18 protein-coding genes are annotated in these 19259 nt (G+C 68.7%); 11 read left to right on the top strand and 7 right to left on the bottom strand.

What is annotated here, in order from left to right; all coding sequences use genetic code 11:
* Nucleotide 1: 1 nt before the first annotated feature.
* The 3 genes from AC6I9V_RS12810 (at nucleotide 2) to AC6I9V_RS12800 (ending at nucleotide 2977) form a co-directional block, all read left to right on the top strand.
* Nucleotides 2–1036 (top strand): pirin family protein, encoded by a 1035-nt coding sequence (locus tag AC6I9V_RS12810; protein WP_497899695.1) that lies wholly within the window; start codon nucleotides 2–4, stop codon nucleotides 1034–1036.
* Between the two features lie 553 nt (nucleotides 1037–1589).
* The gene (locus AC6I9V_RS12805) at nucleotides 1590–2159 is read left to right on the top strand and encodes an RNA polymerase sigma factor (protein ID WP_497899694.1); all 570 of its coding nucleotides are present in this window, start codon (nucleotides 1590–1592) and stop codon (nucleotides 2157–2159) included.
* On the top strand, nucleotides 2156–2977 hold the full coding sequence (locus AC6I9V_RS12800) for a hypothetical protein (protein ID WP_497899693.1): 822 nt from the start codon (nucleotides 2156–2158) through the stop codon (nucleotides 2975–2977). The genes AC6I9V_RS12805 and AC6I9V_RS12800 overlap by 4 nt, the downstream gene beginning before the upstream one ends.
* 74 nt (nucleotides 2978–3051) lie before the next feature.
* On the opposite strand, the gene AC6I9V_RS12795 is transcribed toward AC6I9V_RS12800, so the two are convergent.
* A complete protein-coding gene (locus AC6I9V_RS12795; RefSeq protein ID WP_497899692.1) occupies nucleotides 3052–3984 on the bottom strand; it encodes an N-acetylglucosamine kinase in 933 nt (310 codons plus the stop codon).
* A gap of 36 nt (nucleotides 3985–4020) precedes the next feature.
* Between AC6I9V_RS12795 and AC6I9V_RS12790 the strand changes: the two genes are divergently transcribed.
* Nucleotides 4021–5052 carry a nitronate monooxygenase gene (locus AC6I9V_RS12790; RefSeq protein ID WP_497899691.1) on the top strand — a complete coding sequence of 344 codons (1032 nt, stop codon included), beginning with the start codon at nucleotides 4021–4023 and terminating at the stop codon, nucleotides 5050–5052.
* 125 nt (nucleotides 5053–5177) lie between these two features.
* Here the strand turns inward: AC6I9V_RS12790 and AC6I9V_RS12785 are convergent, their stop codons facing one another.
* Nucleotides 5178–6161: a LysR family transcriptional regulator gene (locus tag AC6I9V_RS12785; RefSeq protein ID WP_497899690.1), complete on the bottom strand. Its 984-nt coding sequence runs from the start codon at nucleotides 6159–6161 to the stop codon at nucleotides 5178–5180.
* A 92-nt stretch (nucleotides 6162–6253) separates the two neighbouring features.
* Between AC6I9V_RS12785 and AC6I9V_RS12780 the strand changes: the two genes are divergently transcribed.
* A complete protein-coding gene (locus tag AC6I9V_RS12780) occupies nucleotides 6254–7546 on the top strand; it encodes an MFS transporter (RefSeq protein ID WP_497899689.1) in 1293 nt (430 codons plus the stop codon).
* Here AC6I9V_RS12780 and AC6I9V_RS12775 read toward each other — a convergent pair.
* Complete coding sequence (locus AC6I9V_RS12775) at nucleotides 7543–8706, bottom strand: trans-sulfuration enzyme family protein (protein WP_497899688.1); 1164 nt, start codon at nucleotides 8704–8706, stop codon at nucleotides 7543–7545. The genes AC6I9V_RS12780 and AC6I9V_RS12775 overlap by 4 nt on opposite strands.
* 131 nt (nucleotides 8707–8837) lie before the next feature.
* Between AC6I9V_RS12775 and AC6I9V_RS12770 the strand changes: the two genes are divergently transcribed.
* Nucleotides 8838–9344, top strand: coding sequence for an Lrp/AsnC family transcriptional regulator (locus tag AC6I9V_RS12770; protein WP_349414694.1), 507 nt, complete (start codon nucleotides 8838–8840; stop codon nucleotides 9342–9344).
* Nucleotides 9345–9656: 312 nt separating this feature from the next.
* On the opposite strand, the gene AC6I9V_RS12765 is transcribed toward AC6I9V_RS12770, so the two are convergent.
* The gene (locus AC6I9V_RS12765; protein ID WP_497899687.1) at nucleotides 9657–10898 is read right to left on the bottom strand and encodes an MFS transporter; all 1242 of its coding nucleotides are present in this window, start codon (nucleotides 10896–10898) and stop codon (nucleotides 9657–9659) included.
* Between the two features lie 157 nt (nucleotides 10899–11055).
* On the opposite strand from AC6I9V_RS12765, the gene AC6I9V_RS12760 reads away from it, so the two are divergent.
* The 3 genes from AC6I9V_RS12760 to AC6I9V_RS12750 are packed head-to-tail and all read left to right on the top strand — an operon-like array spanning nucleotide 11056 to nucleotide 14311.
* Entirely contained in the window at nucleotides 11056–11601 is a 546-nt protein-coding gene (locus tag AC6I9V_RS12760; protein ID WP_349414692.1) for an Lrp/AsnC family transcriptional regulator, read from the top strand.
* An 18-nt stretch (nucleotides 11602–11619) separates the two neighbouring features.
* Complete coding sequence (corA, locus tag AC6I9V_RS12755) at nucleotides 11620–12615, top strand: magnesium/cobalt transporter CorA (protein ID WP_349414691.1); 996 nt, start codon at nucleotides 11620–11622, stop codon at nucleotides 12613–12615.
* Nucleotides 12616–12646: 31 nt separating this feature from the next.
* Nucleotides 12647–14311 carry an ABC1 kinase family protein gene (locus AC6I9V_RS12750; RefSeq protein WP_497899686.1) on the top strand — a complete coding sequence of 555 codons (1665 nt, stop codon included), beginning with the start codon at nucleotides 12647–12649 and terminating at the stop codon, nucleotides 14309–14311.
* A 76-nt stretch (nucleotides 14312–14387) separates the two neighbouring features.
* Here the strand turns inward: AC6I9V_RS12750 and AC6I9V_RS12745 are convergent, their stop codons facing one another.
* From AC6I9V_RS12745 to AC6I9V_RS12735, 3 genes are all read right to left on the bottom strand, one after another.
* Nucleotides 14388–14717 carry a hypothetical protein gene (locus AC6I9V_RS12745; RefSeq protein ID WP_497899685.1) on the bottom strand — a complete coding sequence of 110 codons (330 nt, stop codon included), beginning with the start codon at nucleotides 14715–14717 and terminating at the stop codon, nucleotides 14388–14390.
* 29 nt (nucleotides 14718–14746) lie between these two features.
* A complete protein-coding gene (locus AC6I9V_RS12740) occupies nucleotides 14747–16339 on the bottom strand; it encodes an ABC-F family ATP-binding cassette domain-containing protein (protein WP_497899684.1) in 1593 nt (530 codons plus the stop codon).
* 197 nt (nucleotides 16340–16536) lie between these two features.
* Nucleotides 16537–17127, bottom strand: coding sequence for a hypothetical protein (locus tag AC6I9V_RS12735; RefSeq protein ID WP_497899683.1), 591 nt, complete (start codon nucleotides 17125–17127; stop codon nucleotides 16537–16539).
* Between the two features lie 294 nt (nucleotides 17128–17421).
* Between AC6I9V_RS12735 and AC6I9V_RS12730 the strand changes: the two genes are divergently transcribed.
* Both AC6I9V_RS12730 and AC6I9V_RS12725 read left to right on the top strand, forming a co-directional pair.
* Nucleotides 17422–17598, top strand: a complete 177-nt coding sequence (locus AC6I9V_RS12730) for a CsbD family protein (RefSeq protein WP_138768652.1) — start codon at nucleotides 17422–17424, stop codon at nucleotides 17596–17598.
* A 152-nt stretch (nucleotides 17599–17750) separates the two neighbouring features.
* Nucleotides 17751–19259, top strand: coding sequence for an LCP family protein (locus tag AC6I9V_RS12725; protein WP_497899682.1), 1509 nt, complete (start codon nucleotides 17751–17753; stop codon nucleotides 19257–19259).

The raw sequence follows: 19259 nt of genomic DNA, 5'->3' as shown, positions 1-19259 counted from the left end.
GGTGACCAACCTCGAAGTCCTTCCGCCCGAAGAAGTCTGCCCGGCCGCCCACAGTGTGGAGGGCGCCGCCAGCGGACCGTGCCTGCAACTGTGGCCGGCCCGTGAGGTCCCCCTCGGTGGGGTCCGCGCCATGAACGTCTCCCGGACGCTGCCGCAGCGCGGGCTGCCGACCGTGGGAGCGTGGTGTTTCCTGGACAGCTTCGGCCCGGACCGGGTGGCCATGTCGGTGCTGCCGCATCCGCACACCGGGCTGCAGACCGTCACCTGGCCGCTGGCCGGCACCATCCGCCACCGGGACAGCGTGGGCAGCGACGTGCTGGTCCGCCCGGGCGAGCTGAACATCATGACCGCCGGCCGTGGCGTCTCGCACTCGGAGTTCGCTGTGCTTCCCGCAGGCGGGGCGGACGCTCCGGCGCACGAACTGCCGCTGCAGCGCGGGCTGCAGCTGTGGGTTGCGCTGCCCGACGCCGAACGGCACCGTGCCCCGGCCTTTGAACAGCACCGCGAGCTGCCTGTGGTCCGAGGCGACGGATTCACGGCGACGGTCATCGTGGGGACCCTCGCAGGGGCCACCTCCCCGGCGACGGTGTACTCACCGATTGTGGGCGCCGACATCAGCTGCGCGGGCCGGATCAGCCTGCCGCTGGACCCCAGCTTCGAACACGCCGTGCTGGTGCTCGACGGGACCCTGTCGTTGGACGGCCAGGACGTGGCACCGGGGCCTCTCGGCTACCTCGGCACCGGGCGCAGCCAGCTGGATCTCGACGCCGCGCCCGGCACCCGCTTTGTGTTGCTCGGCGGCGAGCCGTTCGAGGAGGAACTGCTGATGTGGTGGAACTTCGTGGGCCGCAGCCACGAGGAGGTGGAGCAGTCGCGGCTGGACTGGGAAGCCCAGGCAGGGCTTTCGGACGACGAAGCGGCGCGGGCGCGGTTCGGGCTGGTGCGCGGGCACGGTCCCGACGCCGGTGCCGAGGCCGGCCGGATCCCGGCGCCGCCGCTGCCCGGGGTGCCGTTGCGCCCCCGGCGCCGGCAATAGCATCCCGGCAAATACGGGTCAATGCTTGCTGGTACTGCTCACGGGATACCCCAGCCGCTCCAGATAGCCCAGAACCTCGTACGGCCGCTGGGTCAGGAAGCACCACGGCATGTTCTCCTGGCCAAGGATACGCACCCTGGTCCACGGAGCAAGGGCATTCATTCGAGTGATGTACACCTCCCGAACGGCCGCGCGTTCGACCCTCCACGGGCCGAAAAATCGCCTGAGGCAGCGAAACCTCATGCTGAACTCAATAGAGGAGCCGGTTGCCGTCATTAGGATCCAGGGCCCGGACACTCTTTGGAGCTTGCCAGGCCACTCAAGTCCGCCACGAAATTGATGAGTCATTGGAGCCCCCTAGATGGATTGTAGGAAAGTGCGGTCTCGGCGGTTTCTCACCAACGTCGCAACGGGCTCGAATCGAAGGCAACTGTATCCGTGTTTTGTGCGTTGTGGGCGTTGAGGTTATGACCAGTGGGCTTGATCGAGGAGCTTGCAAGAAATGTCCGACTACTTGCAACACACTTAGGCACGTGGCGGACAGGTACAGGGTATGAGTCATCCATCGAGGGCCCCCGATAGGGCGGACGCGTTCCGGTCGTTGTACGAATCCGCATACGGCGACCTGCTCAGGTTTGTTCAGCGGCGTACGGAGGCGACAAGTGCCGAAGACGTCGTAGCAGAGGCCTTTCTTGTCGTCTGGAGGCGCTTCGCCGAAGCACCATCCAGCGAAGATGATGCCCGGGCTTGGGTTTTCGGGATCACGCGCAACCTCCTGCTGAATGCACGGCGAGGGGAACTACGACGCCAGTCGCTAGGCGTACGGCTCGCTGATGTATCCCCCGGTCTCTTCAGTGCCTCTCACGCTGACCTGGTCGGAAGCCGTATCGATCTGAGCCGCGCCTGGGTGCTTCTATCCGAAGTCCACCAAGAAACCCTAGGACTCGCGGTCTTCGAGAACATGGCTGCGCCACAGGCAGCCAAAGTCCTCGGAATCTCCCCTGTCGCCTTCCGGTTGAGACTGACGCGTGCCAGACGGGCGCTCAGGCTCCTTTTCGACCACCTCCCACACCATGCCGCCGGCGTTCCTGCGGCATCACCTGAAAAGGCCTCAACGCTATGAACAGAAGCCAGCATCTCGACGTACTTCTGCGCTCGATGGACGCAGCAGAGCAAAGCTCTCCGCCGAGCCCCGACCGGGCACAAAAGGACCTCACCCGCATCCTCAACCAAGACCCATTTCCCACTGCGTTCAGCAGGAGGACGGAAGTCACACAATTCCCGGTCAAACCCGCTCCCAGTCGCCGCCGGGCAGTCGCTCTTGGAGGGCTCGCAGCAGCGGCCACGGCAGGGTTGCTCATCTTTCCGGCAATATCGGGAGGCGACCCAGCCTTCGCCACTTGGACGGCAGCACCCGGAACACTTGTTGGTTCAGAACGCGACACCGCCGTTTCAGACTGCCTTAATTCAAAAGAGAATGTCGGCGGAGGCATGTACTCAACTGAACTTTCAGCAGCGACGGTAGCGATTGCGGAAAGGCGCGGAGCGTGGGTGACTGTCGTACTCAGCGGCGAAGATGGCTTTGAAGCGACCTGCACTACCGACGCCACCGCGCCTTGGTTCAACAAGGGAACGATCGGATCCATCGGAAAGCCCAGTAATGCGACATCCCCTCCGGCACGAGGTATCGCCGCTACTCAACTGGGAACCGGAACGATCGCGAACAAGCCCATCTCAATCGCCTCTGGACGCGTAGGAACTGATGTGGCGGCGATGACCTACACCAACGCTGCCAAGGAAAGAGTGGTCGCGACCGTATCGAAGGGTCAGTTCGCATTTTGGTTGCCCGGCAGTGAGCTGCAGAATGCATCCGATCAGGGAATACCTGTCGACGTGACTTACACCAACGGAACAACTGAAAGTCGGCGACTCAACTTCTAAGCGCAGTCCACGCTTTTAGGAGCGAAACCTTGCCCTCAGGGACAGTGCAACCTTCCGTTTCTCGACGTTGTGCGCTAGCCCTGCTCGGCGACGAGCTGGAGCACGCCGAACACCGGCTCCTGCTGCAGGACCCGGACATCGGTGATCCCGGCGCCGGCCAGGGCAGCGCGGAACGCGTCCTGCAGCCGCGGCACGTTCATGCCGAGGCCGCTGCCCAGGATCACCGGGCCCTCGATGCCCAGCTGCCGGACGGTCTGTTCGGCGAGGCCCGCGAGGTCGCGGCCGGCCTGCTCGATCAGAGCCCGGCTCGGTGCGTGGCCGGCGTCGGCCGCTTCGACGACGAGCCGGGCGCGCTGGGCCCAGAAGCGGCGCCCGGTCCGCGGCGAGTGGAACAGCGCAATCAGTTTGTTCGGGTGGTCCAGCCCGCAGGCGTCGAGCAGGGCACGGGTCAGCTCATCCGGTTCCAGCCCCTGGTTCATCCGGCGCAGGCTGTGGCGCACGGCTTCCCGGCCCAGCCAGTAGCCGCTGCCCTCGTCGCCGAGCAGATAGCCCCAGCCGCCGGCCCTCGCTTCGTCGCCGTGGCTGTTCCGGCCCCACGCGGCCGAGCCGGTTCCGGCAATGACGGCGACGCCGGTGCTGGCACCTCCGGCTGCCAGCAGCAGGCGGGAGTCGTGGACCACAGTGATCTTGGCGCCGGGCACGTGCGGGGCGATCAGCGCAGCGAGCGCCGCGGCGTCGTCGTCGGTGTCGATGCCGCCGGAACCGGCGTAGACCTGGGCGACGTCTCCCCCGCCGATCCGGCCGAAGAGTTCCGCGAGGTTCCGGATGGCCTCGTCCTGGCTGACGTTCTGGACGTTGGCGCTGCCGACCGATTCGTCCGCCACCGGGGTTCCGGCCTCGAAGCGGACCCCGCGGGTCTTGGTCCCGCCGATATCGAGTCCGATCACGGCACCGGAGGCGGCGGAGGCGGAGGCTGCCGGCGCGGGAGGGATGTCAGAATGGGTCACTTGGACAGCCTACTGAATCACTGGCAGGAGTAAGCAATGCCGCACAGTCTCTTTGGTGCCCGGGTCATCGCCGCCCCGATGGCGGGCGGGACGTCAACGCCGGCCTTCGTGGCGGCCGTGCATGCGGCCGGGGGCGTGGGCTTCCTGGCGGCCGGATACAAGGGCGTTGCCGCCATGCAGGCGGACATCCGCTCCACCCGTGAATCGGGCGCGCGGTTCGGCATGAACGTGTTCGTCCCGGACCCGGACCAGCTGGCGCCGTCCGCGGCTGCCCTGGCCGCACTCGAAGAGTACCGGCTCAGCCTGCGTGCGGACGCCGCGCGCTACGGTGTGGAGCTGCCGCCGTTGCGGCTCGATGACGACGACGAGTGGCAGGGCAAGATCGACGCCCTCCTGGCAGACCCGGTGGAGCTGGTCAGCTTCGCGTTCGGGCTCCCCGGCGCGGAGGTCGTCCGGGCCTTGCAGCGGGCCGGGTCGGCGGTGCTGGCCACGGTCACCTCAGTGGCGGAGGCCCGGCAGGCGGCCGAGCAGGGCGTGGACGCCGTCGTGGTGCAGCATGCGTCTGCCGGGGGCCACAGCGCGGCGTTCTTGCCGGGTTCTGCCAGGGATTCCGCGGCTCCGGGCACGACGGCGGAGCTGGTCGCGGCGGTGCGCGCCGCCGTCGCGCTCCCCCTCGCGGCGGCCGGCGGGATCATGGACGCCGCGGGCCTGGACCGGGCGTTGGCCGCAGGCGCAGAGGCCGGCCAGCTGGGCACCGCTTTCCTGCGCACGGACGAGAGCGGCGCCAGGCAGCTGCACAAGGATGCGCTGGCCAGCCCGCACTTCACCCAGACCGAACTGACCCGGGCCTTCACCGGGCGCTGGGCCCGAGCTCTGGTCAACGAGTTTGTCCGGGACCACCCCGACGCGCCCGAGGCCTACCCGGCCGTGCACCACCTCACCGCCCCGCTGCGGGCAGCCGCTGCCGCCGCCGGGGACCCGGAGAGGCTGAATCTCTGGGCAGGGACCGGCTGGCAGCGGGCGCGGGCCGGGTCCGTCGCGGAGGTCATGGCGGCGCTGCTGGGCTGAGGTGGCGTCGCCGGTCCGCCCGCTCGCGGCTTCGCTCCGGGCTCGCCGTGAGGAAACGTCGAGTCCGGACGGAACACGCGAGCGAACAACGGCGTCGGCGGGCGGCTGAGGCGCCGGGGGTCCGTTCAGTTGCCGGAGCGGCCGCGGACAAAGCTGGCTAGCAGCGCCGGGCCCTCGCTGAGCACCAGTTCCCGGAACAGCCGCACCGGGTCCGGTTCGGCGTCCGCTCCCCCGCGCCGCTCCCGCCAGGCCAGGCCGATTTCCCGGAAGGCCAGCCGGGAATCCAGCGCGAGTTCCACCCAGCCCAGCTCGCCGGGCTGCGCCGGGGTGTGGCGTCCAGGCGCCAGCCCGCCGGGCGGGAGGATGCTGACGCCGAGTCCGGCCGAGACGAGTCCCCTGGCGGTGTGGGAGTCCTGGCTTTCGAACGCGATGCGGGGCCGGAAGCCCGCTTCCCGGAATAGGGCGTCCGTCAGCGAGCGCATGCCGTAACCCGGTCCCATCGCCACGAACGGGTCGTGCCGGATCTCCGCGAGCCGGGCTCGGCGACGCGTGGCCAGCGGGTGCGAATGGTGCACCACCAGGCGGAGCGGTTCCCGGTAGAGGCCGGCCGAGGAGATCAGCCTGCTCGGCGCCGCGAGGGGCGCGGTCAGGGCCAGATCGGCGTCACCCGCGGCCAGTTCGGCCAGGCAGCCGCCCCGCGCGCCCTGGCTGAGGTCAAAGGCCGGCTGAGGATGCCGTTGCCGGAACGCGCTGATCAGCAGCGGCAGCATCGCCTCCCCGAAGGTATGCTGGAAGGAGACCGCGATCCGTCCGCGCACCACCTCGGACTCGTGCCGGACCAGGTCCAGCCCGGCCTGGAACTCGCCCAGTGCCGCCTCGATGTGCGGCAGGAGGGCCTTGGCCGCGGCGGTCAGCCGCACGCCGCGGCCGTCGCGGATCAGCAGTTCGGTGCCGATGATGGTGCCGGCCCGCGCGGCTGCCCGGCTCACCGTGGACTGGGGCAGCCCCAGCACCTCGGCGGTCGCTGTGATGTGCTGGGTACGGCCGAGCTCGGCAAGCAGCGGCAACAGGGGCAGCAACTGGACCAGCTGCTTGTGCTCCACGTCCATGGCACCCAGCTCCTCAATCGTTCCAAATTTGCTATTGATCCTATAGAAAACATGCATTGGAAGCATGTCTTTCCGACGCCTAGTCTGGTGGAATGCCCCGCCTCCCGCTCAGCCCCTCCCCCGCCGCAGCCAGTGCCGGGGCGGCGGCACTCGCCGGCAGCCCCGGGTGGGCGGGCCATCCCAAGGGATCGGCGGCCTACCGCCGGATCCTCGCTGGCCTCGCCTTCGCCGGCGTCGCCACCTTCGCCCAGCTCTATTCCACCCAGGCCGTGCTGCCGCTCATCGCCGGCGAGCTGCAGGTGACGGCGGCTGAGGCGGCGCTGACCATCTCGCTGGCCACCGTGGGCCTGGCCCTGACCGTGCTCCCGTGGTCCTTCCTCGCCGACCGGATCGGCCGGGTCCGTGCCATGGCCTGGGGCATCTCCGTGGCCACGGTGCTGGGGCTGCTGGCCCCGCTGGCACCGAGCTTTCCGGTCCTGCTGGGCCTGCGGATGGCTGAGGGCATGGCCTTGGGCGGCATCCCGGCCATCGCCATCGCCTACCTCAACGAGGAGGTCAACAAGGCTCATGCCGCACTGGCCGCCGGCACCTACGTCGCCGGCACCACGCTCGGCGGGCTGGCGGGCCGGCTCGTCGCCGGCCCGGTCGGTGAACTGTGGGGCTGGCGGGCCGCGGCGCTGGCGGTTTCCGTCATGGCCACGGCCGCGGCCGTCCTGTTCCTGGTCCTGGTGCCGCCGGCCCGGAACTTCACCGCCGCTGCCGCCGCCGGTTTCCGCGGCGCGCTCTCGACGCTGTCCGGCCATGCCCGGAACCCGCGGCTGCTGGCCATCTACGTCCAGGCGTTCCTGCTGATGGGGGGCTTTGTGGCGGTCTACAACTACCTCGGCTTCCGGCTCTCCGGCGAGCCGTTCAGCCTGCCGGCCAGCCTGATCAGCCTGATCTTCTTGGCCTACCTCTCCGGCACCGTCTCCGCCCGCTGGGCCGCCGGCCTGACCGTGCGCTTCGGCCGGCGCAATGTGCTGGTGGCCGGCACCGTGTTGATGGTGGCCGGCCTGGCGCTGACCCTGACCCAGCTGCTGGGCCTGATCCTGGTGGGCCTACTCCTGTTCACCGGCGGCTTCTTTGCCGCCCACAGCATCGGCTCCGGCTGGACCGGCGTGATCGCCAGCACCGGCCGCGCGCAGGCCGCCTCGCTGTACAACCTCGCGTACTACCTGGGCTCGAGCGTCATCGGCTGGGCCGGCGGCTTGCTCTTCCAGTCCCTGGGCTGGGCGGCCCTTGCCCTAGCGGTGATGGGGCTGGCCTGCACGACGGCGGTAATCACCGCCGTCGTGCATCCCGCCGCGGCAGCGGGCTCAGCCCCGGCGGGGACGGCGGCGCGCTAGCGGGTTGCCTCGAGGGCCTGGACCAGGTCCGCCACGATGTCGGCCGGATCCTCCAGTCCTACGGACAGCCGCAGCAGGCTGGCGTGCGGCTTGGCCTCTGCGGCCACCGGCCGGTGGGTCAGCCCCGCGGGGTGCTGGATGAGGGTATCGATGCCGCCGAGCGAGACGGCATGGGTGATCATGCTGACGGCGGCCGGGACACGTTCGGCGTGCTCGGCGCTGGCCAGTTCAAACGCCAGCAGGGAACCGGGGCCCGCCATCTGCGTTCCGACCAGGCCCCGCGGATCGCACTCCGGCAGGCCCGGGAAGTAGACCCGGCGGATCAGCTCGTGCCCGGACAGGGCGGCCGCGACCTTCTCGGCGCCGGCCTGCTGCGCCCGCACCCGGACCGGCAGCGTGGCCAGCCCGCGGTGCAGCAGGTAGGCAGGCCAGGGCGTCAGGATGCCGCCGGTGATGGCGCGGATCTGGCGCAGGCGGACGGCCCACTCCGGGGAGGCGGCGACGACGCCGCCCATCGCGTCGCCGTGGCCGCCAAAGAACTTGGTGGCGCTGTGCAGCACCATGGCAGCCCCGTGCCGGTAGGGCTGCTGGAGAATAGGGGTGGCGAAGGTGTTGTCCACCAGCAGCGGCACCCCGTCCGCGGCGGCGGCAGCGGCGGCAATGTCCACGAGCTCCAGGCTCGGGTTGGCTGGGGTTTCCAGGATGACCAGTCCCGTGTCGGGGCGCATTGCCGCGCAGATCCCCTCGGGGGTCGTGAAGGTGACCTCGGTCCCCAGCACTCCGGAGGCCAGCAGGTGGTCGCTGCCGCCGTAGAGCGGGCGGACCGCCACCACGTGCTTCTTCCCGCCAGCGACGACAGCGAGCAGCACCGCGCTCAGGGCGGCCATGCCGGTGGCAAAAGCGACGGCTTCTTCCGTGGCCTCGAGCAGTGCGACGCCCTCCTCGAAGCGGGCGACGGTCGGATTCCACAGCCGCTGGTAGACCGTGCTCTGGCCGTCCAGGTGCGGGCCGCCGGTGGCCATCTGTTCGTACGCGAGGCCGCCGTCGTGGACCGAGGGCAGCGGGGCCGTGGTGGAGAGATCGATCGGGACTGCGTGGACGCCGAGTTCCGTGAGTCCGTTCCGGCCGGCATGGACCGCCAGCGAGTCTTGAGAAAGCACCGTACTCCTTTGAATATTCACCGTTGAATGCGGTAAGTATCTGGCACTAATTCGGACTTTTATAGAGGATGTGAATGGAACTGCCGGAAAGTGCCGTTTATGATGAACTCACACCACATCAAGGAGGATCCGTGAGCAGCCCCACGAAGAATGTTCGGCCCGGAACCGGCATCAGCGAACCCCTGGACGCCATTGACGAGCGCCTGCTCGCCGCACTGGTCGCCGATGCCCGGATCTCCAATAAACACCTGGCCGAACTGGTGGGGATTGCCCCGTCCACGGCCTTGATGCGCACCCGGGCGTTGTCCGAGCGCGGGATCATCCAGGGCTTTGAAGCCAAACTCAGCCTCGCCGCCGTCGGCCGCTCGGTGCAGGCGCTGATCGCGGTCCGGCTGCGTGCCCACGACCGCGAACAGATCGACCGTTTCACCGCCCGCGTGCCCAAACTGCCCGCCGTGCTTTCCACCTTCCATACCTCGGGCTCGGTGGATTACCTGCTGCATATCGCCGTCGCCACCACCGAGGACCTGCGCGACTGGGTGCTGGACAACCTGGCGACGGATCCGGTGGTGGGCCACACCGAGACCACCCTGGTGTTCGACCACATTCAGGGCAACCACGGACCGCTGCCGGACTAGCCGCGTGCGGGCCCGGCGTTGGTTGCACCCGGGTGACGGGTGTGGTTCCGATGCCGGTCAGGTGGGACATGCCCATTCCTCGGGCCGGTCAGGTGGGACATGCCCATTCTTCGTGCCGGAGGGTGGACATACCGGCACTATGTCCATTGCTCGAGCCCTGCACCGGACATGTCCCCCGGCCGACCGACGGACATGCCCATTCCCCCTGCCGGCCCGGTGGGACGTGCCCATTGTTCGCCCCGGCGGGTGGGCTTAGCTCAGTACAGCTAACCGCGGACGGCGCCAGGCCCGCGCACTCTAGTCCAGGGGCCCTCAGGCCTGCGTCCGCAGGGTGTTCCGCAGCGTGAGCGCCGCGAGGCCAAGGGCAACGACGGCGCAGAGCCCAACGAAGCCTGCCACGGCCGTCTGCAGGCCGACGGCGCCGGCGGCCAGGCCGAGCCCGATCACCGGGAAGGCACTGCCTAGGTAGGTAATCACGTACACGGTGCTGATGATCTGGGCGTGCCGGGACGCCTCCACCTTCCCCGCCACATCGTTGAACACGGTGCGGAAGGAGACGCCCTGGCCGAGCCCCGCGGTAATGCTGGCCGCAATCAGCAGCCACGGGCTGCTGATCGCCGCGGCCGCAGCGATGAGCAGCACGGACACGGCCAGCAGGGACAGCCCGGCGGGCACCACAAAGCGGCCGCGCACGGCAAGGAGCTGGCTCAGCGCCGAGGCTGCCAGGGTCAGCCCGGCGAGGAGCCCGATCAGGGGACGGGAGTCCGCGTGGACGATCTGGGCGAAATAGCCCGGGGCCAGTGAGAGGCAGAAGCCGAAGACGGCGAAGCTGAGGAACCCTACGGCCGAGGCCAGCCAGAACGCGCCGCGGGCGTCGCTGGAGACGGAGGGGCGGCGGGGCGCGAGGACCTTCAGCGGCTGCGGGCCTGCGACCGAGGTGATGGCGGGCCGGGCCTTGAGCAGGTAGAGCGGCACCAGCAGCGCCAGCAGGACAACGGAGTGCAGGTAGTACGGCGTGGAGGTGGGGCCGGGGAGGACGGAGAGCATTCCGCCGATCGCCGGCCCGGCCGCCACGCCGCCGGCGGAGGCCAGCAGCGTGAACCTTGAGGCCCACTCGGGCCGGCTGGGCAGCAGCTCGCGCAGGGCGGCGGAACTGGCGCCGGTGGCCAGCGCCACGGCGGCCCCCTGCAGCGCGCGGCCCGCACACAGCGCCAGCAGGCTGTCCGCATTGGCAAAGACGAAGCCGCCGGCGAGGCCCACCAGCACGGCCAGCAGCAGCGCGGCACGGCGGCCGATGTGGTCCGACCAGTGCCCGGCGAGGATCAGCGTGGCCACGAGCGCCAGCACGTAGGCGGAGAAGGCGACCGTAACATCCAGGGCCGAGATGCCGAGCTTGGCCTGCAGCAGCGGATACAGCGGGGTCGCGAGGTTAGCGCCCACCAGGAGCGTGAAAATCACGACGCCGGCCATCACCAGCCGCGCGGTGACGGAAGCGTCCCAGCCCCAGCGTTCTGCCGTGGCCGGGCGCATGCGAAATTCGCTGAAGACGGTCATGGCGGTGCCCCTGCTGCATCGAAGCGGGCCGCACATGCTCCCTGTAGGGAGGCGCCGGCCCGGTGAAGTTTGATACTTCCAGAGTGCGGCACCGATGAACTTTCAGGCCAAGTTCTGTGCCAAAATTGAACAAAACCATCAATCGCAACCTGTCAACATGAACCGGAGTGACGATTTGAACAGCCTGGACCCTACCGACCTGAAGATTCTGCTCGAACTGATCAAGGATCCGCGCATCCAGATCGGCGAACTCAGCGATGTCCTGGGCATCGCCCGAAACACCGCCCAGTCGCGGGTGCGCCGGATGCTGCGCTCGGGCCTGCTGCACGACGGCGGCCGGGAAATCGACCTGGAGGCGGTGGGCTACGACGTCGTCGCCTTCGTCACGATCGAGGTGAACCACCGCGAACTCGACGGCGTGGTGGGCGCGCTGCGCCTCATCCCGCAGGTCCTCGAGGTCCACGAAATCTCCGGCCGCGGCGACGTCTGGTGCCGGGTGGTCGCCACCGACACCCACAACCTTCAGTCCGCGCTGCGGTCCATCCTGCGGATCAAGGGCGTGATCCGCACCGAAACCGTGCTCGCCCTGCACACCCACATTCCCTACCGCACCGAGCCGCTGATCAGCCGGCTGGCCCAGGGCAGCGCACTGGCACCCGGCCGGTCCGCGTCGCGCCGGGCCGGTGCCGCGGAACCGAGCTAGAGACTGGATAATGAGCCGGTGACTATCATTGACAACGCCGTCTACGTCGACGGCGTGCGCCGCGCCGAGCCGAGCAGCCTGGAACAGACCGTCGAGACCCTGACCGAACACGGCGGCATGGCCTGGATCGGCCTGTACCGCCCTACCGAAGAGGAAATGGCCGCCGTCGCCGCGGAATTCGGCCTGCACGGCCTGGCGGTGGAAGACGCGATCTCCGCGCACCAGCGGCCCAAGCTGGAACGCTACGACGACAATCTGTTCACCGTGCTCCGGCCGGCCCGGTACCTGGACGACACCGAAACCGTGGAGTTCGGCGAACTGCACGTCTTCACGGGCCGCAACTTCGTGGTGACGGTCCGGCACGCCGAAACGGCCGTCGTCGGCCTCGTCCGGCGCCGGCTGGAGCAACGCCCGGACCTGCTGTGCCACGGCCCCGAAGCCGTCCTCTACGCCCTGATGGACCAGGTGGTGGACGACTACGGCCCGGTCGTGGCCGGGCTGGAGAACGACATCGACGAGATTGAGGACCAGCTCTTCAGCGGCGATCCGCTGGTGTCCCGGCGCATCTACGAACTCGCCCGCGAGGTCATCCACTTCCAGCGTGCCATCCACCCGCTGCCGGCCATGATGGCGCACCTCCGGCGCGGATTCGAGAAGTACGAGGTGGACACGGAGCTGCAGCACAGCCTGCGCGACGTCGAGGACCACGTGGAGCGGCTGATCTCGCGCGCCGACTCCTTCCGCGAGCTGTTGCAGAATGCGCTCACCCTGGACGGCACCCTGACCGCCAACCGCCAGAACGAGGCCAGCGCGGAACAAAATGAGCAGGTCAAGAAGATCTCCTCCTGGGCCGCCATCTTCTTCGCGCCGTCCTTTGTGGCCGGCGTGTACGGCATGAACTTCGACAACATGCCCGAGCTGCACTGGACCTACGGCTACCCGATGGCGATCGGCCTGATGGCGGCCACCGCGGCCCTCATGTACGGCATCTTCAAGCGCAAGGGCTGGCTCTAGCCGGACCCGGCGCCCCGTGTAGTCTGGCGTCATGAGCGCGCGGCGGGACCGGTTCCGGCACATCGTGGAGACCTTGAGCAGGCACGGGCTGGGGTTCGCGGTGGGCCATCTGGGCCTGGACCGGCTGCACCTGCCCGGCCGCCCCGCACCGCTGCGTGCCGGACCCAGCGGCGTGCCGCTGCCGGCCCGGATCCGGCTGACGCTCGAGGACCTGGGCGCGGTCTACATCAAGTTCGGCCAGATCGTCTCCACCCGCACGGATGTGCTCCCGCCGGAATACGCCGCCGAACTGGCCAAGCTCCAGGACGCCTCCCCGCCCGTTCCCGCCGGGCAGATCCGCGCGGTCCTCGCCGAGGAGCTCGGGCCCCGCGCGGACCGGCTGCTCGCGGACCTGCAGGACGTTCCGCTCGCCACCGGCTCCATCGGCCAGGTCCACGAGTCAACGGTTCAAGCGCCCGGCGGCGGCAGCGACGACGTCGTTGTCAAGGTCCGGCGCCCCGGCGTCGTGGCACAGGTCAACGAGGACCTGGAGATCATGGCCGAACTCGCCAAACGGGCCGAACAGGCCTCGGGGACGATCGCCGGCTACCACGTTTCCGCGCTGGTGGACGAATTCTCCCAGACTATGCGGGCGGAGCTGGACTACCTGCAGGAGGCCCAGAACGCCGAGCAGTTCGCCGAAAACTTCGCCGGCGACAGCCGCGTCCACATCCCCCGAGTCTTCTGGGACACCACCACTTCGCGTGTCCTGACCCTTGAGCGTGTCCGCGGCATCAAGATCAACGACGTCGAGGCCCTGCGCGCCGCGGGGATCGACGCCGGCGGCCTCGCCGTCACGGCCTGCAACATCCTACTCAAGATGGTGTTCGAGGACGGCTTCTTCCACGCCGACCCCCACCCGGGGAACTTCTTGGTGGAACCCGACGGGCGCCTCGGCATCATCGACTTCGGCATGGTGGGGCAGATCAGCGACACGGCACGGTGGAACCTGGTCCGGGTGCTGCTGGCCGTCGTCGAACAGGACGCCGGCCGCCTCACCACTGCCATGGTGCAGCTCTGCGGGGCGACGGAGGCCGCGGACGCAAGCGGCCTGCAGGCGTCACTGGGCCGCCTGGTAGGCCGCTACGCCGGCCGTCCGCTCGCCCAGGTGCCGATCGTCCCGGTGCTGACCGAGCTGGCCGGGCTGCTGCGCGACCACCGGCTCCGGCTGCCGCGCGAGACCGCCCTGCTGGTGAAGATGCTGATCATGGCGGACGGACTCGGCAAGCAGCTCAATCCGGAGTTCGAGCTGACCGCCCGGCTGGCACCGTTCACGCGCAGGATCCTCCTCGGCTCGCTGTCCCCCGAGGCGCTGGCATCGCGGTTGAAAAAGCTCGGCTGGGAGGCGCTGCAGTTCGGGACGGAGGCGCCGGAGATGGCGCGCCGGCTGCTCGAGGTGCTCGAACGTGGCGGGCTGGACGTCCACTTCCGGGCAGACGAGCTGGACCGGCTGCTGGACAAAGCCGAACGGACCGGCAACCGGATTGTGGCAGGACTGATCACGGCCGCCCTGATCGGCGCCGTGGGGGAACTCGTGTCCGTCCAGCCGGAGCGCTGGCGGGGCTGGCCAAAAGCCCTCGTCACTGCCGGCCTGGGCGGGGTCGGCGCCCTCGGCGGCTATCTGGCCGTCACCTCCCGGCACCGGCGGCGGCGCTAAGCCGTTCCACCGCGCCGGCGCGCGCGACGGCGGCGCAGGGCAGGGCAGCTACACCGGGCCGGGAACAGCTCAGGGCTCAGCGCGTCCCGCGGCGGTTGCGGGCCAGCGCCACAAGACGCAGGAAAGCCAGGACGAAGCAGGCCTCGATCAAGCCCATCAGTCCGAGCCAGAGCCACTGCGCGTGGCCGATGAAGTAGATCGCCCCGAGCGCGACCAGCACACTGCCGAGGACGAGGGCGTAGACGGCGAAGCCGAAGGCCACCCGGGCGCTGCGCACGCCCGTCCGGAAGCCAAAGCCCAGCGGCTCCCCGCCCGGGTGACCACCCACGCGGTCCTGCGCGGCCGGCGGGAGCCGGTCGAATTCCTCCCACGGATCAGGCCCGTGTTCGCGCCGCTGTTCGGCCATGGTCCTATTATCCCGCGTTATCCCGCGGCCTAGGCGGCCCGCTGCCCGACCTCGCCGGGGCCGGCACCGGCGGCGCCGAAGATGAGCTGGCGGGTGGCGATCTTCTCGGTAAAGAACCGGTCATGGCTGACCACCACGACGGCGCCGGGGAAATGCAGCAACGCCCGTTCCATCACCTGGGTGCTGGAGAGGTCCAGGTGGTTGGTGGGTTCGTCGAGCAGCAGCACCGAGGCGCCGGAGAGCAGGCACTGGGCCATGGCCACGCGCGCCTTCTGGCCGCCGGAGAGGTTGCCGATCTTCTGCTTGAGGTCCGCTTCGGAGAACTGGAACATCGCCAGGAAGCGGTTGACGGACTTCTTCGTGGCGCTGAACGCCAGGCTGTCCGGCAGCGCGTTGACCGCGTGCGAGACGGTGTCGCCGTCGTCGAGCTCGTCCAGCATCCGGTTGTAGGACACGAAGCCAGGGCCCTTGGCCCACGCCACCTCGCCGGCGTCGGCCTGCTCCTCGCCGGTCAGGACCTTCAGCAGGGTGGATTTGCCGCTGCCGTTGGCGCCGAGCACCGCGATCCGGTTGCCCTTGCGGATTTCGAAGCTCAGGTCCTCGAACAGGAGCTTGTCGCCATAGGCCTTGCCCAGCCCCTGCACCCGGCAGAGCACGTCCTTGACGTGCAGCCCGCCGTAGATCTCGGTGACGATCTGGTCCACGGGACGGGGCATGCGGGACTTCTTGATTTTGGCCAGCTGGTTGCCCAGCCCGCGGCCGGCGGCCTTGGCGGCTTCGCGGCGGTCGGCGATCCCCTCGGCTTCAAAGGCGAGCAGTTCGGATTCGTGCACGAACTGCTGCTCGAGGGTCTTGAGCCGGAACTGTTTCTGGATGATGTATTCGCCGAAGTTTCCGGGGTATTCGTGCAGGTGGTAGTTCTCCACCTCGATGATCCGGGTGACGACTGCGTCCAGGAACGTCCGGTCGTGTGAGACGATCACGGCCGCTCCCTTGAAGTCGCGGAACCAGTTTTCCAGCCATTCGACGCCGGCGACGTCGAGGAAGTTGGTGGGCTCGTCGAGCAACAGCACGTCCGGTCCCTCGAGCAGGATTTTCGCCAGCGCCGCCCGGTTGCGCCAGCCGCCGGAGAGCGCATCAATCGCACAGTGGCGGTGGGCGTCGTCGAACCCCAGGGTGGTCAGCACGGTGTCGATGCGGCGTGGGTAGTCCCAGCCGTCCAGCCGGTCCATGTCCTCGAAGAGTGCGGCCTGCCGCACGATCAGCCGGTCCAGCTCGTCGGCGGCGGGGTCCCCGGCGATGGCGGCGTCGATGGCGGCCAGTTCGGCCTCCACGGCCTTGATCTCGCCGAACAGGCCGTCGAGGACCTCGGTGATGGTCGAGTCGCCGTTCAGCTCGGAGAACTGGGAGAAGTAGCCCACCCTGGTCCCGAGCTCGATGCTGACCGTGCCGGTGTCCGGGGCCACCTGGTCGAGGATCAGCTTCAGGATGGTGGTCTTGCCGGATCCGTTCTTGCCGATCAGGCCCACCCGGTCCCCGGGTTCGAGCCGAAAGAAGGCCTCGCGGAGGATCTGGGTGTTGTCGAAGCGGACGCTGACGTCATGCAGCCGGATCAGGCTCACTAATGCTGTCCTCTCAAGGAATCCTGCCCGGCGGGCGGGGAGGCTTGCGGAAGCCTCGCTTCAGACTATCCGGTATCGGCGCAGCGGCCGGACACTGGGACGTCCGGGCACGGGCGCGGGACGCTGCCGGGAGCAACAAAAAAGCCCTGCACTGCGCCGTTTTCACGGGGTCGGTGCAGGGCTTTCCGGGCAGGGGGCTACTTGCCGGACTTGCCTGACTTCTCGTGTGCGGCCTTCGGTGCGACGGCGGGCGCAGGAGCGGGTTCCGACGTGGTGTCCTTTGCGCCGTAGGAAGGCTCTGCCGGGGTGGCGGCGTGCTCGCTGCGGTGCTCGGCGGCGTTGGCGAGGCCGGCCGCGCGGTGCGCAGCGGCGTTCTCGTGGGCCCAGGCGCTGTTGCCGGCTTCCGAGGAATCGCCCTTGGCGTCGGAATCGGCTTCGTCGGCCTCGTCCTCGGCCGGCGCGGTTTCGGTGGGCGCCGGCGCAGGAGTCGTCTCGGTGGGTGCCGGCGCCGGGGTGGTCTCGGTCGGGGCCGGGGCCGGAGTCGTCGCCGTCGGGGCCGGGGCCGGAGTGGTCGCCGTCGGGGCCGGGGCCGGAGTGGTCGCCGTCGGCGCCGGCGTCGTGGCGGTCGCCGTCGGGTCCGGGGTGACGGTAGCGGTCGGGTCGGAGATGAGTTCGGTCGCGGTGGCAGCCATGGCGGCGCCCGCACCGCCCGTAACTACGACGGCGGCGACAACAGTGGCCTTGCCCGCCGTGCCGAGGGCGCTGAGCCAAGTGAAGATTCCTGCCAAGGGGTGGTCCTTCCAGAGTGCGTATATTGAGGCTGGCGGACGGTGCCGCACAGCCAGCCGCGCGCAACGTTACCGAACGGAAGGCGGGGTTTCCGGCGAAGTGGGAATTCCTGCGGAAGTCCTTGGCAAAAATGACATCCGCGCACCGCCTGCCAGACCATCCGGGCTTTCGGGGCCGTTCAACGCGGATCCGAACTTGTTTCGACCAATTGCTACTTGAAGTCTTCACAGTAAGCATGCTTATGATGAGGTTGCGGTCGGATCGATTGGCCGCCAACCTGAGGAGGAAACAGCATGGGACTAGGTGACAAGATTCAGAACGCTGCCGAGAAAGCTGGCGGCAAGGGCAAGGAAGCCGCCGGAAGCGCCACGGGCGACGAGAGCCTTCGCGCCGAAGGCAAAGCTGACCAGACCAAAGGTGACTTGAAGCAGGCCGGCGAGAAGGTCAAGGACGCCTTCAAAAAGGACTAGTCTGCACCTAGCCGAAGGGCGCACCACAAAAATGGTGCGCCCTTCGCTGTGCCTCGACAATGCGGACGCCCCGCATACGGTGTTGCTGGCTGGCTTCCCAGCAACAGCCAGTACCATGGCTGGGTCCGTGCGTCCCCGGAGAGGTAGCCACATTGCGTAACGATTTGCCGGGCCGGGAAACCGGCACGCCCGCCCCGTACCCCGGGCATGGCACTTTGGTTGAAAGCAGCCTTAATCATCATGGCCGGCGGCGTCCGCGCTGGCTAAAAGTCTCCGGCGTCGTGGCTGTAGCGTTCCTGGTCGCTGTTGTCGCGTTCGGCGGCTACTGGCTTTGGCGGCTCCAGTCCAACATCAGCACCTCGGCCCTTGGCGCCGGTGGTGTGCGGACCGAAGGTCCCGTCGATGACAGCAAAGACCGGCTGCAAATCCTCGTCCTGGGCAGCGACACACGCAGCGGCAAGAACGGACAGTACGGGTCCGCGGCCGATTCCTCGGGCTACGGTCAATCCGATGTGATGATGCTGCTGGACATCTCGGCGGACAACAACCACGTCAACGTCGTCAGCTTCCCCCGGGACCTGCTGGTGGACGTCCCGGCCTGCCGCGACCGCGCGACCAACAAGGATCATGCGGCCCGTCCCGGGGCCATGATCAACAGCGCCATGGCAGAGGCCGGAATTGGCTGTGCCGTGGACACGGTGAACAAGCTCACAGGGCTCGAAGTGGACCACTTCATGATGGCCGACTTCAACGCCGTGAAGGAACTCTCCAACACAGTCGGCGGCGTTGACGTCTGCGTCGCTTCCGCCGTCAACGACCCCGATTCCGGCCTCCGTCTACCCAAGGGCACCTCCCAGGTGCAGGGCGAGCAGGCCCTGGCTTTCCTGCGGACCCGCCACGCGTTCGCCAACGGCGGGGACCTTGGCCGGATCAAAGCCCAGCAGTCCTTCCTGGCTTCGCTGACCAGGAAACTCAAGGCCGACGGCACCCTGGGCGATCCCCAAAAGGTCCTCGGCATTGCCGACACCATGACCCAGAACCTCACGGTCGACGACGGACTGGCCTCCGTCCCGACCATGCTGACCCTGGCCGGCCGGCTCAAGAACATCGACCCGGCCAAGGTTAACTTCATCACCGCCCCGACCGTGCCCGCCGCGTCCGATCCCAACCGGCTGAGCCTGGACGAACCCGCCGCGTCAAATCTCTTTGCTGCCCTGCGCCGCAGCCCCGACCTGTCCCAGCCTGCGCCGTCGTCGGAAGCAGCGGCCGAGGCGTCCAGCGCGCCCGCGGCACCGGCCTATAACAAGGCCCTTCAGCCGGTCACCCTCGCCAACGGCACCAACCTGCCCGGCAGGAGCAGCGAGATCGGGGCGCTCCTCACTGGGGCCGGGTTCACCAAACTGGCCCGGATTCAGGCCCAGCCGCGGCCGCAAACCATGGTCTACTACGGCGCCGGCTTCGCCGATGTCGCCTCCGACGTCGCTGCACTGTTCGGCCTGCCGCCGTCGAGCGTCCAGCAGGTAGCCGGCGTCCACGGCGTTCAACTCTACGCCGGCCAGGACTTCACCGCCGGCGCCAAGCCGTCAGCCCCAGCGTCGGATGCCGGCGGAGCGGTCTCCCAGACGGCCAACGAACAGACCTGCCAAGCCACCAGCCAGTGA

The organism is Arthrobacter sp. SlRoot2-15, from assembly GCF_059739345.1.
This window is presented reverse-complemented; position numbering and strand designations above follow the sequence as displayed.